Genomic DNA, 17,139 nt, shown 5'->3' on the forward strand with positions numbered 1-17,139 from the left:
CCTGGGAGTAACCTGTCTCTTGTTCACATGGCTTTTCGCTAAAAGTGCTCAAGTATCAGGTGAAGACGAATCATGACCCGGGAAATTTTTGGTCACACTGGTTTCTGGTTATGGTTTTTGACTCCACCTGCTAGGTTTATTTAGATTCTTCATGAATTAACATAAATGATTAGCAAAGGAGAGTTGTGGCATGAAATTTAATGGTAGCCTTTTTGCTTTTGCCCTGTTATGCAGCTCCTCAATATATTCTGCAAACACTGAACCTCAAAAAATAACGAAACAAACACTTCATTTGAATTGGTTGGATACCAGTATTTCACCGAGTCAGAATTTTTATTCTTATGCGGTCGGCAACTGGCAAAAGAATAATCCAATTCCTCCTGATTATTCGAGCTGGGGAAGCTTTAATCTTATCAATGATAAAGTTCAAGATATTATTCACCAGATGTTAATCAGTGCATCGAAAAATACCAAAGTAAAACAAGGCAGCATAGAACAAAAGGTAGGTGATTTTTATTACAGTGGTATGGATGAAACCAGTATCAATCAGTTGGGTATTAGGCCATTACAACCTGAATTTGATCGCATTAATCGTTTAAAAAATTTAGCGGATCTACAAAGTGAAATAGCACATTTACATCAAATAGGGGTCGGTGTTTTCTTTAATTTTGGAAGTATGCAAGATTTTAAAAATAGTGAAGAGATGATCGCTGCTGCGATGCAGGGTGGATTAGGTTTGCCTGATCGAGATTATTATCTAAAAGATGATGCTAAATTTAAACAAATTCGTGAAGCTTATGTTAATCATATCGCCAAAATGTTCGAGTTATTAGGCGATTCACCAGATAAAGCAGCAGCCGAAGCTGATACTGTTATGAAATTGGAAACACAAATGGCTAAGGTTTCCCTGTCTCAAGTAGAGCAACGAGATCCCCATGCGATTTATCATATTATGGATAAAGCGCAACTTGCCCAAGTGACTCCCAATTTTTCTTGGCCTGCATATTTTTCAACGATGGGTCAAGCACAAATAAAAAGTATGAATTTAGCAACACCCGAGTTTTTTAAGGATATGGACAAACAATTAAAAACTGTTCCCTTAGAGAATTGGAAAACTTATTTGCGTTGGCATTTAATTGATGCTTTTGCTTCGTACTTATCAAAACCTTTTGTTGATCAAAATTTTAAAATGGTAGCCGTCTTGACTGGTGCTGAGAAAATATTACCTCGCTGGAAACGGGTTGTCGGTACAGAAAATGGTGCTTTAGGTTTTGCTATTGGGAAAATGTATGTGGATCGCTATTTCTCTCCAGAAGATAAAAAGCAAGCTTTGGATATACTCAAAAATATTCGCGCAGTATTACGGGAAGATATCAATACTTTACCATGGATGACCCCTCCTACGCGTAAGGCTGCATTGAAGAAGCTTGATATGATGGAAGATCGGGTTGGTTACCCTTCTAAGTGGTGGGATTATTCTAAATTGGTAGTTAATCGAGGATCATACGTATTAAATGTAATTCGAGCCAATGAATTTTTAACCCAACGCGATCTTAATAAAATTGGGAGACCTATAGATAGGACTGAATGGGTTATGACGCCACAAACGATTAATGCATATTATGATCCTTCAATGAATAATTTAAATATTCCAGCTGGCATTCTCCAACCGCCATTTTTTGATCCTAATGCACCTGCTGCTTTGAATTATGGAGCTATTGGTTTTGTGATGGGGCATGAAATGACCCATGGATTTGATGATCAAGGTGCACAATTTGATGGTCATGGTAATTTAAAGAATTGGTGGACACCAAGTGATTTAAAAAAATTCAAGGCAGCAACACAGTGTATTGTGAATCAATTTTCACAATACACTGTAGATGATGGTTTGCATGTACAAGGAAAATTAGTTGTAGGAGAGGCCACCGCTGATTTGGGAGGCATAACTCTTGCTTATAGAGCTTTCCAGCATTCTGATGCATATAAAAATGCACCTACAATTGATGGACTGACACCGGAGCAGCAATTCTTTATAGCGACAGCACATGTTTGGGCAATGAACATTCGACCGCAACAACTGCGTAATCAAGTAACTACTGATCCGCATCCTCCTGCCCAATATCGAGTGAATGGGAGCCTGGCTAATATTCCTCAATTTCAGGAGGCCTTTCATATTCCGAATGACAGCCCTATGGTAAATAAAAATCGGTGTGTGATCTGGTAATTAAGTGCTCATCCTGAATACTCAGGATTGAGCTTGATCAATTTCTATTTTAATTGAAAATGAAATTGCTTCCATTATGGACATTGGTTAGACTATCTGCACTGTTTCTTTATAATCGAAAATGTGGAGATAATAATGACTAAAGAAGAAATGATCTGCCGTATTGTACGCTATGTAACACAAAGACCAAGTACTAACAAAGCCTGTTGCGGATGATCCATTTATCCGCTCTGCTTGATTATAAAAATAAAGCAGTAATAAATCATTTTCGCCATATTCATCCTGAGTTTTCTGAACAAGAAAGCCAGGTCTTGTTTACGGATTTATTGTCCTGGATGTGGCTAAATGCGCAAAGGGCCAAACAAGGTAAAAAAACCTATCTTTTTGGCCCATTACTCATTCTTGATAAACTATGGCATTCTTTTATTCTCCATACACGCGATTACGTCGATTTTTCAATGCGTTACTTTAATGTTTATTTTCATCACGATGTTGAACCTATTGGGCAAGAGCATGTGATGGAAGAGGATGAGTTGAATGACTACTTGCAAGATTGTTTCACTTATCTTGGCCCAGAATGGGTAGAGCGTCGTTTTGCAATAGCGTTCGATTGAAATGACTGGCTAGTTTTTTCGTAAATTATCGTATAGGGTGAGAACTAAAAGGCAGCTTCACAGGACATAAAAAGCTCTCGAATTTCACTTCTAACTTTGAACATAAAACGACTCCTTTTTCCTACACCCATCTTTTATGCCTGGAATTAGGCAAATATATGATGTCATTAGATGAGCTTGGCTTGTCTATCCGTTTAATCATCACCATCAGCCAAATGCAACAATGCTTTTTGTAATGGTTCATACGTGCAGTTTTGACTTTCACTAATTATGATCGCTTTTGCTTTTTCTGATAATTCGTGTATTTGAGGGGGGCGCGATTTTTCATATTGAACTTTTGATTCAATAATTGTCACTTTAATTGAAGAAAGTTGATACATACCTGCTTCTTTACGTAATTTATCGCGTAGTTCAGGAATCGCATAACGTAGTTGCGCTGCCCAGGCAGCATCAGTAGTTGTTAATAACAAACAACCCTTATCAAAATTTCCCACCTGACATTCATTTGCTAAAGTCTCAGGAAGTATGAGTTTGATTTTATTTGTCAGCTCTTCCAATTGAACAGAGCGTTGACATAGGTCAGCAAGTTGTTTATTAAGGCAACGACTGATTGAGCGCATTTTTCAATTCTAAAAAAAATAAGAGGCTTAGTATATACTTCATACGAAGTATAGAATAGCAAATTTAAGCTAAATGCAATATTATAATTTTTTAGTAGATAATTCAGGTTAGGTGAATCCATGTTTGAGAAGCCATATGACAGTAATGTTATTTTTTTTACGAGAATGCATTGGATAATATTTCTTTGGCCAGCTCTTGCCTTATGTGGTGCTTTGGCAATTGTATCTTATGTTGAAATGGATATTTTACAAAAAATGGGGTACGGCTTGGCTGCTTTAGCCCTGCTATGGATTGGAATGACATGGATGACCTATTATTTTTCTTCGGTCACGATCAAAAAAAATCATGTTATTATTCGTACTGGAGTTGTTGTAAGACAAACGATTGATATTCCATTAAGCAAGATTGAAGCAATCGACATCCGTCAATCGATTCTAGGCAGTATGTTGAGCTATGGCATGGTATCCATTACTGGTACTGGGGGTACACGCCGCATCATTAATTTTTTGCATCACCCTCTGACTTGCAGACGTTACATTGAGCAACTGCTGGGTGAACTGCATCAAAACGAATAGATTATTTCTTGTTGTTTGACGAGTGAAAGGGAACTACAGATTTTAAACTTGAAATCTCAGATAACCATTCACTCAATGCATCAATATAGATGGGTGCCGCGGAGCGCAATCTGGTTTTCCCAGCCTGGCAGCATACAATTTGTATGCTATTGCCTAAGTAGATTATTCATGCCAAATAGATCAAACTAAATTCTTGCCAGCAATTCTGTCTTGGTTTTCTCATCAACAAAAGCAGCCTCTAAAGCCATGTGCGTGATATTGTTCATTGTCTCATCACTGTAATTATAAGACTTTTGTACACGTTGATATTCTCGCCCCAGCGTGGTACACATAAATGGTGGATCATCTGAACTGATGCTGATCTTTATACCTGCGTCATAAAATTTAGGTAAAGGATGTTCATTCATATCTTTAAACAAACCCAAAAAAATATTGCTTGAAGGACAAACTTCTAAAGTAATTCCTCGCTCTTTTACCATGGCCATGGTTTCTGGCGAATAAATTGCATTTACACCATGACCTATACGTTGAATTGGTAAATTCTCCATAGCCTCCACCATTCCGCTCGCAGGAGCGAATTCCCCTGCATGAACAGTACATTGTAAACCCGCATCGGCTGCGATATGGTATGCTTTACTGAAAAGTTTCGGAGGAAATTTTGCTTCATCACCGCCTAGACCAAAGCCTGTGACACATGGAAATCTATCTTTATGCGCTTGCTGCGCAACATGCTCTACTGCTTGTACACCAAAATGACGAACTGCAGTCATGATAATACGTCCTACTATACCAAATTGCTCTTTGGCATCGTCAATTGCTTGTTGAATTGCAGCCAAATGTTCTGCAGAAGGAATTTTACTGGAGAGCTCCGCATGATCAGGGGAATACATCATCTCCACATAAATCGTATCTTCTTGGGCGCGGGCACGTAAATAGTCTAAGGTAATATCATAATAATCCTGAGGATACCGAATCACCGAAGCTAGCGTATCATAAACTTTTAAAAAATCGAGAAAGTCTTTGGATAAATAGCTTTCCCCATCTGGAGCGACAAGACCTTCAGCCAGAACTAATTTATTGCGTGCGGCCAATTTTGCAGCTAATTTGGGAACGATAGTACCTTCCAAATGGACATGTAACTCTACTTTTTTTAAACTCATCTTCGGCCCCTAATTTTTTTGAGAGTGTGTAGGTTTCAACTACTTTTCTAGAATAATGGTATCTTAGATAAAAAAGCTATAAAATACCTGATTTAAATTATAGTCATTTTGGATTAGTTATGAGTTCAGACGATATAGATAAAGCTTATGTAAGTCCCTATGATAAATTTTTATTTGAATTTGATGCAACTCATGATAAATCTGCATCGCAAATAAAAGAGATTAACAAGCACAAACGTATCTTTTTGATGCGTGATAATAAAGATTATGAAAACAAAAAAGGTGAAATCTGGGAAGAGTTTTAAATATTAGTACCTGGGGGTGCATGGCGGAACTCAAGCTTGCATCCTTGCAATACCCCGAAATCTATTTGGTCTAGCCTATAAAGAAATGCAATAATTTGTAAGCTACAATCGTCAAGATAGACGCAGCAGGTAATGTCAGTATCCAGGACATAAAGATGTTGCGAATGACTATTAGATTTAATGCACCAATACCTCGAGCTAAGCCTACCCCAAGAACTGCACCAACCAATGTTTGTGTCGCTGAAACTGGAATACCTGTACTTGTCGCTACCACAACAGTTGTTGCGGCAGAAAGAGTGGCAGCGAATGCGCGGCTAGGAGTAAGAGCAGTGATAGCACTTCCTACAGTTTCAATTACTTTTCTACCATACATAAGCAAACCTGTAACTACACCAACACAACCCAACAATATGATCCATGCAGGATAATTATTGGCATCAAATGTTTGATGGGAATTCATAATCAAGCTGTAAATAATTGAAAGAGGACCCACGGCTAAGGCTACGTCATTCGAGCCATGCGCAAAAGCCATTGCGCATGCGGTCATCGCCATCAGTACAGCAAAATATTTTTCAACCTGGATAAATCGTTCTCTGCGTCTTATTCTATGGGGTTCCGGTATTCGTTTAATTATTACCATGCCTATAATGGTAATAATTATACTGGTTGCCAGAGTAACTGCCAGATTTTGTTTGAAATTGAGATGAATGTGAAAATGATGAAGTCCCTTAAATACCGTGATAAATGACAAAATAGAGCCAATGAGAAAAAGGTAAATCGGGATATACAATTTAGCTTTAGTGAGTGGGTTACTTTTGACAAAAATGGTTTGTTGAATACTGATAAATAACATATAAGCAGTGATTCCTGAAATCATTGGCGAGGTAACCCAGCTTATAGCAATACGGCTTACTTGGTTCCAATGAATTGCTTGCGGACCGAGTACTACAGTGCCAAAACCTACCATTGAACCTACTAAAGCATTAGTAATAGAAACAGGAACTCCAAGGTAACTTGCGAGATTCATCCAAATAGTACAAGCTAATAAAACACCTAACATTCCTTCAATTAGAATCAGTGGTTGTCCAGAGAGCTCACTGGAATTAATAATCCCATCGCGCATTGTTTCAGTAACACCAGTTCCTCCTATAAATGCACCAGCAAATTCAAAAATTATGGCGATTAACATAGCTTGTCTGGCAGTAACTGCTTTTGAGCCCATAGTAGTGCTCATGACATTGGCTAAATCATTAGCGCCAACCCCCCAAGTCATCAGAAAACACAAAATGACTGCCGCAACAAGATATATAATTGAATAATCCATAAAACTTGACTACCGAGCTATTAGAATTTGAAGACGACTACCCACATGCTGAGCACCATCGGCTAAATCATCGATTAATTGGACCAATTCGTAGAGGAATATTGCATCAATTGCAGATAAATCTTTTTCGATTTCAAAAATACGATGTCTGATATCCGCAAGGCGTTCATCGCTGTCATGTTCGATCTCATAAAGTGTTAAGATCATTTCTTCAACGATTTTAACTTCAGATCCTCTGAAACCTGCTTCTAGCAATTCATCTAATTCATTGATAGCTTTACATGCTTGTTTTGATGCATCCAGACAACGACTTAAAAAAGGCATAAAAACAGGAATGACTGGTTCTGGAATGATCATTTGTCTGCTTATGATGAGTTTTGCGATGCCTTTAGTTCTTTTTGCAATGAGATTCTGAGCACTGAGAACCTCAAGCAAGTCAGTACGAGAAACAGGTAGGAAGAGGCCAGTAGGTAAATGAAGTCGTAGGTCCCGCTTGATTAAATCAGCTTCTTTTTTTAGATAAATTATTTTTTCTGCGATTTTATTGGCAGTGGACCAGTCCTTTTTTAGCGCCGCTTCAAAAAATGGGTAGAGTTGTTTGGCACATTGATGTACCTTACGCATGTGTTGTTCTATCGGCCTTATCGGAGAAGGACCAAATATATTAAATATGCTACCCATGGTGTTTGCATCTCTTAAGCAAATTTTCGAGAAGTATACCCAAACTTTTTCAGGAACAAAACTATTGAATCAGAGTTCGAGGATTTTTTCAGTCTCTCTTTGTTCTTTTGAGATTAAAAATGAAAAATATTTATAATTTACTCCATGAATTCTTCATATTGGTCTACAATTGAAAATACTGGGGTTTACCCCTATAAATTTTCCTTAATTGGTCTAGGGAACAGGAAAGGAGCTCAGGATGCAGCGATTTTGCCTAATAGGATTATTGTTGTTAGCGAGTAATGTGTTTTCGCAAACAATCACAAAAGTAATTGAGCTACACTACGTTCCAGTCCAAAAAGTTATCCAATTAATACAACCCTTATTACAAAATGGAGAAAAAATAAGCGGCTCCGGGGAAACTTTAGTAGTTCAGGTGTCGCCGGAAACACTTACCCAGATCAGAACTGTAATACATCAAATTGATGTACCCCCAGTCACATTTAAAATTTCTATTTATCAAGGTGATCCGGATTGGCTGAGTGCGCAAAATGAAAATTCCGTGAGTTACAGTTCAAAATCCCCAGCTGAGGTAAAACGTTCACAATCCGTTAATGTAATGAGCGGCGAATCTGCCTTCGTATCTACCGATGAAGAAGTACCCATCATCACTTCTGTAGGCGTAGGATTTTTTACAACAGGAATCACTTACCAGCAGCACCAGATCAAAAATGGTTTATTGGTGCAACCTATCATGCGTGGTTCAAAGGTCCAATTAAAGCTTCGTCGAGTACGTGAACAACAAGACCCTGCGGGAGGACAACAATTTGATAATCAAAATATAGACACTACTCTAATGGTTCCATTGAATAAGTGGGTTTCTCTAGGAACTGCTGAGGGGACAGAGGATACTGACTCTACGTCCGTATCTTATACGGCAGGAAGACCATTCTCCCAGCAAGCAACACTTTATGTAAAGGTTTCAGTTGAACGTGATCTTCAATAGTAGAATAAAAATTAAACAATTGTTTATGGTATATAATTAATATAAAGATACTACCTAATTAACTGACCTTTCAGGAGGGCTCATGGCAATTATAAGCTCATTAGCTAATCACTTGCTGATCGCAATGCCTTCCCTCAATGATCCTAATTTTGAAAGAACCGTAATTTATATTTGCGAACACCACGAACAAGGTTCAGTAGGCTTAATAATAAATCGCCCAATGCAATTTCCTTTGGCAATTGTTTTTGAGCAACTCCATATTGAGCCAGTTCGTATGGAGCAAAGCCATTTGCCTTTAATGTTTGGCGGCCCAGTACAACCTGAAAGAGGATTTGTTATCCATAAACAATTTGGGGGTTGGCGTTCTAGTTTGTTTCTGCAAGATGAGGTGACGGTAACCACTTCAAATGATATTATTCGCGCCATTGCAGAAGATAAAGGACCTAAAGACGTTTTAATTACTTTAGGCTACGCTGGATGGGTAGAGAATCAATTAGAAAAAGAAATTCTCGAAAATACCTGGTTAATTTGCCCATATCGCTCAGAGATTCTGTATGAAGTACCCTTCGAAGATCGTTGGGAATATGCCGGATCCACTTTGGGGATAAAAATGAGTCAACTTAGTTCGAATATTGGCCATGCCTAGTCCTGTTTATATAGGCTTTGATTTTGGTTATAAACGCATTGGTGTAGCAGTAGGCCAGCAACTCACGCGCAGTGCTTCTCCTCTTGCAACTCTTAGTGCCCGCATTGGGATCCCTGATTGGAATGCGGTAGCTAAAATTATTGCTGAATGGTCACCTCAAGCATTAATAGTTGGTATTCCCACCTGCATTGACGGCAGTGAATTGTATACAACTTCTGCTGCGCGACGATTTGCTAAGGAATTACGTAAACGATTTTCTCTGTCAGTACATTTAGTTGATGAGCGACTCTCAACAGTTGAGGCTAGAGAGCAATTGTTTGCGCAAGGTGGATACCGTAAAATCAAACAATCTGAGGTAGATAGTATAGCGGCTTGTGTTATACTGGAGCAATGGCTCCAACATCCTGAATAGGGGTATGTTTAGTTTGGTACATTAGGGATTTATAATGCCGACGTCCTGCGTCTTGATGCGGGATTCATAGATGGCGAGAAATTACTGGATCCCACTGTCAAGAAGCAGGACGTCGGTATAAATAAAACTGTAAATGAATAAACTAGACCCTAGCCTTCTTTCGGTTAAGTTAAAAAGATAAGGGTTTTATGAATCATTTTTTAGAAATTAGCCAATTATCACGGCAACAGATCGAGTCTGTACTGCAACGCGCATTTTATTTCAAACAGCATAATCATTATCCTTCATATGCACAGCATACTGTGGCAAATTTGTTTTATGAAAACAGTACCCGCACCCGAGTGAGTTTTGAGTTAGCTGCAAATCGCTTATCAATGCAAGTAATTAATTTGAATCTACAAAGCTCTTCAGAAACCAAAGGAGAGGTTATTGAAGATACAATCCGTAACCTTGCTGCTATGGGGATTCAACATTTTGTGATTCGTCATAGGCAAGAGGGCTTACAGGAAAATTTAGCGAATCAAATTGGGGCGAGTGTTCATATAATTAATGCCGGGGATGGCACCCATGCACATCCCAGTCAAGCTTTACTTGATATGATGACAATTCTTGAACAAAAACCGCGGCTGGATCAATTAAAAATAGCAATTCTAGGAAACATTAGGCACTCACGAGTAGCTAATTCATTTCAATGCATTTGTGCACAATTAGGGGTAGGCGAGCTTGTTTTAGTCGCGCCGGAGCTTTGGCAGCCAAAAACAGTGCATTATGGACGGGTTACCCATGATTTACGTGATGGACTAACGAATGCAGATGTAGTGATTTGTTTGCGGGTACAACACGAGCGCTTATTGGAGTCTGATCATTTGGACTTAGATTCTTATCGCCGTGATTTTGCTTTAACAAAAGAAAGCCTAGCTCATGCCAACTCTGATGCGATGGTGATGCATCCAGGACCTATAAATCGTGGTGTTGAAATAGATAGCGATGTGGCAGATGGCGCAAACTCTTTTATATTGCAACAAGTCGCTAACGGTGTTTTTGTGCGCATGGCAATTTTTGATGCTTTATGTAATCAAGGGTAGTATTCTAATCCACAAAGAAAGTGCAATTTTAAAACAGGAAAAGTCCCAAGGATATCTCCATGAGTCATTGCTACCGAAACATATGCATTCTCGTGCTTCTGAGCTTCTATTGCTTGCTTTCTTTTTTCATTTTCAAGCATTATCAACGGATTGATTTTTCTTCTTTCTATTACTCGGCTCAGGCATTACTGCATGGTGAAAATCCTTATATAAATTTTTTTACCTCATATTCCCCTTCTATAAAAATATTACCCGCGAATTTAAATCCACCTTTTGCTTTATGGATCTTTGATTTTTTTGCACAGCTAAGTTTTTCCCATGCATTAATTGTTTGGTTTTGTTTTTCACTTATTTTGGGAGTAATTGGTATAACCATTACATTTCGTTTTGCGTTCTCTACCCAATCGTTACAGAAAAATTATGTGAATTTATACCTTCTTTATTTTGCTTTTTTTCCGACACTAATGAATTTTGTAACGCAGCAATTCGGCTGCATTTTATTGTTTTTCATCATGTTGGGTTATTTTTTTTATGTGAATCATCGCGATCATATTGCAGGGATATTATGGGGCATTATTATTGCGATTAAATTGTTTCCCGCATTGTTATTTTTCTATGCTTTAAAACAAGGCCGGAAGAAAGTTCTTATAACTATGTTAGCTACTCTTTTAGTGGCTGTAGTTCTTCCCGTCCTGTTTCATGGCCCAATAATTTATAAACACTATTTCAAAATGATGAATCATGTATTTTGGTATGGAGATGATTGGAATGCCTCAATGTATGGTTTCATTTTTCGTCTCTTTTTTGGGGGGGAGAGACTCCCTAATATGTCTTATTTAATACCAATTAATTTATTGTACGGCGTTCTCTTTGTTATTCTATTTCTTTGGTATTGGAGAAAACTAGGGCCAACCGAAAACAACCCAATCAATCATCAACCTTTTTGCCTCACATTGGCTATGATGTTATTTATGAGCCCATTTGGCTGGATGTATTATTTTTCTTTATTAATTTTTCCTATGATACTTATGTGGTTTGCCGCTTTAGAGGAACAAGAAAATCCTGTAAAAATAATGTTTGTTTGGCTTTTGTGTTTTTTTCTCATCAACTTCCCCATCGATTACTTGAACAGTCAAAATATGTCTGATTTATTGGTGCGGGTTAGTTTCTTCTCCAGTTTTTTTTATGGTTTAATTCTTTTAATTTATCTTTTAGGTAAAAGAAAAAAAATCTATGGAAATAATGAAATTCAGGGGGATGAAACGAAACATTATTCGATATCTGTAATTCCTATTATTTCTATACTCGGCGTGCTTGTCCCGATAATATATTACCTTGTACGTTTATTAAATCTGCATTTGAATTTAGGATTACCCTAAATTCAAATGCAAAAAAAGATGAGCTCCAACGAGAGCATACTGTTTATGTTAAACCTTTTAGGTTATAGATTTCCAGGAGTGCGTAAAGCATGTCTAAAGGACAATGCCTGTTGTAGATGAGTTTGAAAAACCTGGCTGCTTTCGTTCATATCCGCTATAGTTCGCGCAACTTTCAATAGGCGATGGTATCCTCGTGCAGACAATTTGAGTTGCAGTGTAGACTGGCGCAAAAAATTTTGTTCTTGGATGCCTAATGCACAAATTTTTTCACAATTATTGGCGCTTAATGAGGCATTAAGACACTTTTGTCGCTCCAATTGTAGGATACGTACTTTGATTACCTTTTCCCGGATAAGATCACTTTGTTTATTGGGATTAATGTTAGGGGCGATTAATTCCTCCTGAGTTAATGCTTGTACAGAAATATGCATGTCGATACGATCCAATAGAGGGGCTGATATCTTGGCGTGATAACGCTTAATTTGATCTGGACTGCATAAACAGTTTGCTTGAGGATTACCCCATTGTCCGCAAGGACAGGGATTCATCGCTGCAATCAATTGGAATTTAGCTGGAAATTCTGTTTGAGCAGCAGCTCTTGAAATACATATTGTTCCTGCTTCAAGCGGTTGTCTTAATGTCTCTAGAACTTGCCGGCTAAACTCAGGTAATTCATCAAGAAATAAAACACCATGATGCGCCAGGGAGATTTCTCCTGGTTTAGGTGGATTACCCCCGCCAACTAAAGATACAGGTGAGGCAGTATGATGTGGTGAACGAAAAGGCGGAGAGCGCCATTCATTAAAATCAGGTAATTTACCGCGTATGGAATTGATAACTACACACTCTAGGGCTTCTTTTTCAGATAATTGAGGTAAAAGCGTGTTAAAGCGTTTTGCTAACATAGTCTTGCCACTTCCAGGGGCACCACTTAGCAGAATACTGTGTCCACCGCAAGCGGCAATTTCCATTGCTTTTTTGGCGTGAAACTGACCTTTGATATCCGACCAGTCTATTGTGTAGCGTGCTGAACACGATTCCGGCTTGGGTGGTAAGGAATGTAATGAAGTTCCTTGGCAAAGATAGCTGCATACTTCTCGTAGATTGTTTGCACTATAGATGTTTGGATAGCCGGTTAAGGATGCTTCATGGGCATTCGCAGTGGCGATAATGAGTGAACTTTTGTCCTTATGTGCTGCTAATACTGCGGGAATAATTGCGGAAATGCCTCGAAGTTCACCACTTAAAGCAAGTTCTGCGATAAATTCATGGTTGGCTAATTGGTTTTGAGGAATTTGGTTCGAAGCAGCCAGAATCCCAAGAGCGATTGGCAAATCAAAACCGCTACCTGTTTTAGGTAAATCAGCAGGGCCCAAATTCACGGTAATTTTACGACAGGGAAATTCAAATTGGCTATTAATAATAGCAGAACGAACTCGATCCTTGCTTTCTTTCACTGCGGTTTCAGCAAGGCCCACTATAGTAAAGCTCGGCAAACCATTTGACAAATGTACTTCTACTGAAACGGGTTGTGCCAATATCCCAATAGTACTACGCGTTTTAGTAAACGAAAGATTCATTACTTATTCCTTTAATGTTGGACACAAAATGAGCGACAAATTTTCCTATCAGGGCTCTTGCATATACGGCAAGAGCTCTATTATCGCTTAAATTTACACTGTAATTACTTTTGCTCTTTATTAAGCTGGGCTATTAAAACATCGAGTTGCTTTTGAAGATGATCTACTTTTTCTCGAGTTCGCGCCAGAACCTTAGTTTGCACATCAAATTCCTCGCGAGTAATAAGATCCATATGAGCAAAAGCAGCTTGTAGTACATCTTTAAATTTTTGTTGGATGTCTTTTTCAATGTTTTGTAGACTTGGGGGGAGGGCGGCAAAAAGTTTTTTTGCTAAATCATCAAATTGTTTGGGGTCGAACATAATCACTCCATTTTTGTTTTTGCAAAGATACGTGCCCAGTCCCAACAGTTCGAGTGAACATCAACTTGAGGGGCTTGAGTTATTACTTGCAAAGAGTCTAACAAAAGTATAACCACAGCGGAATATATTATGAAAATGATTATGGCAATTATTAAGCCTTTTAAATTAGATGATGTTCATGAGGCTTTAATGGATATAGGGGTGCCGGGAATAACTATTTCTGAGACTCGTGGTTTTGGAAGACAAAAAGGTCATACTGAGTTATATCGTGGTGCTGAATACGTAGTGGATTTTCTCCCTAAAATCAAAATTGAACTTGCTTTGCCTGATAATATGGTTGAGGCTGCAATTGAAGCAATTTGCAAGTCGGCATATACCGGTAAAATTGGTGATGGCAAAATTTTTGTATATGAATTGCAGCAAGTGGTTCGTGTGCGTACTGGGGAAGTTAATGCGGATGCTTTAACGTAGATTATATGTTCACGGGGTATACTTTGAATCATTGGATAATGATTGATTTGAGTGTAGGTTTCGCGAAAGATGCGCACCTTTCGGTGGATAAGGCATGCAACCGCGTGAATTACCCACCATACCAATAAATAGCACGTTGGGTAATGACAGCGCTGAGCTGGATATCCCACGGTTCTGGCTCAAGATAATCATCTACGCGCTGGAATTGGTAAGCTACGCCAAATAAGGGAGAATTCTCTTTACCTTTGAAGGTACGGTCGTAATATCCTGCTCCCATACCGAGGCGATTACATCGTACATCAAAAGCAACTAGCGGAACTAAAACTAAATCCAACTTCTCCACAGGAATGGCTAAGTCGGGGCTAACATCTGGTTCAGAAATTCCGTAGCGATTTTTTTGGAAAGGAGTATCTGATGTTGCAGGTAAAAAAGAAAGAGTTAAATCCTCATTGAGAACTGGGAAGTAACAGAGTTTTCCTTGTAATAGTGCATGCTTCCAGAGTTCGTCTAAATCAATTTCACCATTGACTGCAAAATAAAGTGCTATTTGATTGGCACGTCGATACTGCTCCAGAAAGCGGATGCGGGTACAAACTTGATTTGAAGCCGTAGCACGATATGAAACAGATATCTTCGAACGTATTTGTTTCATCGTGTCTCTTAAAGCCTTCTTGGCGTGATCGGTCATACAGGTATCAGAATATTTCTCATATTAAATTATTGATTTTTTATGGTAAAAATTCAAGGTATTGCAATGCCCTAAAAAATTTGTCACTTTGAAACCTGGGGAATTGCTAAATTTTTTTAAAAAAAACTAGTCAAGAATGAAAAAATAAGGTATACAAGCCGTCCGGGTTTTTATGATCCTTTCGGATAGGATCTGGGTACAGTATAACTCATTGAGAGAATGGTATGAGTGATTTGTTTGAAGATGATGAAGATGCTGTTGTAGAAGTCGGAGAAGACTTCGTTGATGTTGACAGTGAATTGGATGTTGAAGCGGAAGTTATGGAAACGGTTCCTCGTGACTTGGATGCACGCAGGAAGTTGGAAAATATGTTAGATGAAAAACGTTTGCGTGATGAACTGGATGATTTTGGAGACTACTAACCAGATTGTCTTTAATGGCGGTTTGGAGAGAATCTCTAATAAACACTCGTAGTAAATTCAACTGACAATCAAGGTTTAAGTAGAGTTTATGAACCGGACACGAGTACATACAGAAGGGGAAAGCAGTTTTGCGTTTCCAATAGATGATCGTATCTTTTTGGGCGAGGGCTTATTTGAAACGCTTAGAGTGGAGGCAGCCACGCCTTGCTGTGCTTATTTGCATTGGCAGCGGTTAAGTGACTCCGCACAAAAATTGGGAATCCCCTTTGATCTTTCTTTTGAGCATTGGCTAGAACATCTGCTTAATAAAATTAAGCAAGATAATTTATATCACGGCGGTATTAAAGCGATATTAAGCGGCGGTTCTGCACCTAGAGGATTAGCCGTGCGAGGACAAGTAAGTCAGCTCATCTTCCAAACTTTTAATTATTCTTTGGAAACTTCTCCACTGAAATTGGTTAGTGTGCCATGGCTAAGAGATGGAACTAATCCTGTATATCAAGTTAAGTCGGTCAATTATTTAGAAGCGATATTAGCCCGTCGGCAAGCCATTGCTTTAGGTGCAGATGATGCTTTGTTTTTTAACATGCAGCATTATGCAACTGAAACTACTTGCGCTAATTTATTTTTGATACAGGATAAGAGACTGCTTACGCCTCCTTTAACTGATGGAGTGCTCCCCGGTATTGCGCGCTCAAGGCTACTTCAACATTCCAAACAACAAGGGATAAGTTGCACGGAAGTTTCTATCACTAAAGCTATGCTTAAGGAAGCGGATGGTCTTTTTATAACGAATTCATTGCAGGGTATTCGTTCCGTATTTTCCCTGGATGACATTGTTTTTAGGGTCGATCACGCATGGCTTGATCAATTGTCCTCTTTTCTGAATATTTAAAACGAAAATTATTTAGATGCAAAAACTTAATAACACACAACAATAAGAGTGCTAGAGATGCGATTAGGATCTCAGTATTTTTATAAAGGGCTCCTTGTTTTAATAAGAATTCCATGCCAGCATAACCAAAATAGGTATAAATAATTTCAGCTGGAATAAGAAAAATGAACGTGGTGATCAGATAAGATCGAAATTTTATTGCGGTCATCCCTAAACCATAATTGACTATATTAAAAGGGATAATTGGAACTAACCGTAAAAGGGCGACAATCATCCATCCTTTTTGTTCTACGGCAGAAATTAATTTGCTTAGCTTTTCTCCCTTTCTTTGAGAAAACCAGTTATAAATCAAATGTCTTGTAATTAAAAATGAGAACGCGGCGCCACTTGTTGCACCGAATAAATTGAGCAAAGTGCCAAAAAAGGGGCCAAAAAGTGCTCCTCCTGCTAAAGTGATCACCATAGTTGGCAAAAACATAATGGTTGCAAGACAATATATAATTAAAAAGAAAATGGGTGCAAGCCAACCAAGACGGTTAATCCAGTTGATGATCTCACTTGAATATTTTTGAAAAAAGAAGGCAGCAGTAATTAATGACAGCAAAGCAAACACAACGAAGAGTGATTTTACTGGATGAATGATTCGGTGTTTCATAGGATTTATTTTTATGTAGGATAAATCTGTATTAGTAATCGCTACTGTCCCTTAA

Annotated in this window: 20 protein-coding genes; 12 read left to right on the forward strand and 8 right to left on the reverse strand. The window is 38.4% G+C overall.

Annotated features, from left to right (window positions below):
• The first annotated feature begins 190 nt into the window (after positions 1-190).
• Together Lpar_RS06825 and Lpar_RS06830 are read left to right on the forward strand one after the other, a co-directional pair.
• Positions 191-2,224, forward strand: coding sequence for a M13 family metallopeptidase (locus Lpar_RS06825; RefSeq protein ID WP_058517238.1), 2,034 nt, complete (start codon positions 191-193; stop codon positions 2,222-2,224).
• Positions 2,225-2,436: 212 nt separating this feature from the next.
• Positions 2,437-2,838, forward strand: a complete 402-nt coding sequence (locus tag Lpar_RS06830) for a glycine-rich domain-containing protein (RefSeq protein ID WP_058517239.1) — start codon at positions 2,437-2,439, stop codon at positions 2,836-2,838.
• A 194-nt stretch (positions 2,839-3,032) separates the two neighbouring features.
• Here the strand turns inward: Lpar_RS06830 and Lpar_RS06835 are convergent, their stop codons facing one another.
• The gene (locus tag Lpar_RS06835) at positions 3,033-3,458 is read right to left on the reverse strand and encodes a DciA family protein (RefSeq protein ID WP_058517240.1); all 426 of its coding nucleotides are present in this window, start codon (positions 3,456-3,458) and stop codon (positions 3,033-3,035) included.
• Positions 3,459-3,578: 120 nt separating this feature from the next.
• Here Lpar_RS06835 and Lpar_RS06840 point away from each other — a divergent pair, with 120 nt between their 5' ends.
• Positions 3,579-4,034 carry a PH domain-containing protein gene (locus tag Lpar_RS06840; protein ID WP_058517241.1) on the forward strand — a complete coding sequence of 152 codons (456 nt, stop codon included), beginning with the start codon at positions 3,579-3,581 and terminating at the stop codon, positions 4,032-4,034.
• 185 nt (positions 4,035-4,219) lie between these two features.
• Here the strand turns inward: Lpar_RS06840 and Lpar_RS06845 are convergent, their stop codons facing one another.
• Positions 4,220-5,194 (reverse strand): adenosine deaminase, encoded by a 975-nt coding sequence (locus Lpar_RS06845; protein WP_058517242.1) that lies wholly within the window; start codon positions 5,192-5,194, stop codon positions 4,220-4,222.
• 119 nt (positions 5,195-5,313) lie between these two features.
• Between Lpar_RS06845 and Lpar_RS06850 the strand changes: the two genes are divergently transcribed.
• Complete coding sequence (locus Lpar_RS06850; protein WP_058458658.1) at positions 5,314-5,499, forward strand: CBU_0585 family protein; 186 nt, start codon at positions 5,314-5,316, stop codon at positions 5,497-5,499.
• Positions 5,500-5,569: 70 nt separating this feature from the next.
• Here Lpar_RS06850 and Lpar_RS06855 read toward each other — a convergent pair whose 3' ends face one another.
• Together Lpar_RS06855 and Lpar_RS06860 are read right to left on the reverse strand one after the other, a co-directional pair.
• Complete coding sequence (locus tag Lpar_RS06855; protein WP_058517243.1) at positions 5,570-6,823, reverse strand: inorganic phosphate transporter; 1,254 nt, start codon at positions 6,821-6,823, stop codon at positions 5,570-5,572.
• A 9-nt stretch (positions 6,824-6,832) separates the two neighbouring features.
• Positions 6,833-7,504: a TIGR00153 family protein gene (locus Lpar_RS06860; RefSeq protein ID WP_058517244.1), complete on the reverse strand. Its 672-nt coding sequence runs from the start codon at positions 7,502-7,504 to the stop codon at positions 6,833-6,835.
• A gap of 238 nt (positions 7,505-7,742) precedes the next feature.
• Between Lpar_RS06860 and Lpar_RS06865 the strand changes: the two genes are divergently transcribed.
• The 5 genes from Lpar_RS06865 (at position 7,743) to Lpar_RS06885 (ending at position 12,011) form a co-directional block, all read left to right on the forward strand.
• Positions 7,743-8,489, forward strand: coding sequence for a type II/III secretion system protein (locus Lpar_RS06865; RefSeq protein WP_058517245.1), 747 nt, complete (start codon positions 7,743-7,745; stop codon positions 8,487-8,489).
• Positions 8,490-8,571: 82 nt separating this feature from the next.
• Positions 8,572-9,135, forward strand: coding sequence for a YqgE/AlgH family protein (locus Lpar_RS06870; RefSeq protein ID WP_058517246.1), 564 nt, complete (start codon positions 8,572-8,574; stop codon positions 9,133-9,135).
• A complete protein-coding gene (gene ruvX / locus Lpar_RS06875; protein WP_058517247.1) occupies positions 9,128-9,547 on the forward strand; it encodes a Holliday junction resolvase RuvX in 420 nt (139 codons plus the stop codon). Before Lpar_RS06870 ends, ruvX begins: the two co-directional genes overlap by 8 nt.
• Before the next feature lie 188 nt (positions 9,548-9,735).
• Positions 9,736-10,632 carry an aspartate carbamoyltransferase catalytic subunit gene (locus tag Lpar_RS06880; RefSeq protein WP_058517248.1) on the forward strand — a complete coding sequence of 299 codons (897 nt, stop codon included), beginning with the start codon at positions 9,736-9,738 and terminating at the stop codon, positions 10,630-10,632.
• Between the two features lie 59 nt (positions 10,633-10,691).
• The gene (locus Lpar_RS06885; protein WP_058517249.1) at positions 10,692-12,011 is read left to right on the forward strand and encodes a glycosyltransferase family 87 protein; all 1,320 of its coding nucleotides are present in this window, start codon (positions 10,692-10,694) and stop codon (positions 12,009-12,011) included.
• A 62-nt stretch (positions 12,012-12,073) separates the two neighbouring features.
• Here Lpar_RS06885 and Lpar_RS06890 read toward each other — a convergent pair whose 3' ends face one another.
• A complete protein-coding gene (locus tag Lpar_RS06890; protein ID WP_058517250.1) occupies positions 12,074-13,591 on the reverse strand; it encodes a YifB family Mg chelatase-like AAA ATPase in 1,518 nt (505 codons plus the stop codon).
• Positions 13,592-13,695: 104 nt separating this feature from the next.
• The gene (gene ubiK / locus Lpar_RS06895; protein ID WP_019233537.1) at positions 13,696-13,953 is read right to left on the reverse strand and encodes a ubiquinone biosynthesis accessory factor UbiK; all 258 of its coding nucleotides are present in this window, start codon (positions 13,951-13,953) and stop codon (positions 13,696-13,698) included.
• A gap of 129 nt (positions 13,954-14,082) precedes the next feature.
• Between ubiK and Lpar_RS06900 the strand changes: the two genes are divergently transcribed.
• Positions 14,083-14,424, forward strand: a complete 342-nt coding sequence (locus tag Lpar_RS06900; RefSeq protein WP_058517251.1) for a P-II family nitrogen regulator — start codon at positions 14,083-14,085, stop codon at positions 14,422-14,424.
• 109 nt (positions 14,425-14,533) lie between these two features.
• Here the strand turns inward: Lpar_RS06900 and Lpar_RS06905 are convergent, their stop codons facing one another.
• Positions 14,534-15,112: a 5-formyltetrahydrofolate cyclo-ligase gene (locus Lpar_RS06905; RefSeq protein ID WP_058517252.1), complete on the reverse strand. Its 579-nt coding sequence runs from the start codon at positions 15,110-15,112 to the stop codon at positions 14,534-14,536.
• 224 nt (positions 15,113-15,336) lie between these two features.
• On the opposite strand from Lpar_RS06905, the gene Lpar_RS06910 reads away from it, so the two are divergent.
• Both Lpar_RS06910 and Lpar_RS06915 read left to right on the forward strand, forming a co-directional pair.
• The gene (locus Lpar_RS06910) at positions 15,337-15,534 is read left to right on the forward strand and encodes a PA3496 family putative envelope integrity protein (protein WP_058517253.1); all 198 of its coding nucleotides are present in this window, start codon (positions 15,337-15,339) and stop codon (positions 15,532-15,534) included.
• Between the two features lie 88 nt (positions 15,535-15,622).
• Entirely contained in the window at positions 15,623-16,429 is an 807-nt protein-coding gene (locus Lpar_RS06915; protein WP_058517254.1) for an aminotransferase class IV, read from the forward strand.
• Here Lpar_RS06915 and Lpar_RS06920 read toward each other — a convergent pair.
• On the reverse strand, positions 16,377-17,084 hold the full coding sequence (locus Lpar_RS06920) for a TVP38/TMEM64 family protein (protein WP_058517255.1): 708 nt from the start codon (positions 17,082-17,084) through the stop codon (positions 16,377-16,379). The two genes, Lpar_RS06915 and Lpar_RS06920, sit on opposite strands and share 53 nt — an antisense overlap.
• Between the last annotated feature and the right edge of the window lie 55 nt (positions 17,085-17,139).

The organism is Legionella parisiensis (assembly GCF_001467945.1).
In the GTDB taxonomy this organism is placed as follows: domain Bacteria; phylum Pseudomonadota; class Gammaproteobacteria; order Legionellales; family Legionellaceae; genus Legionella; species Legionella parisiensis.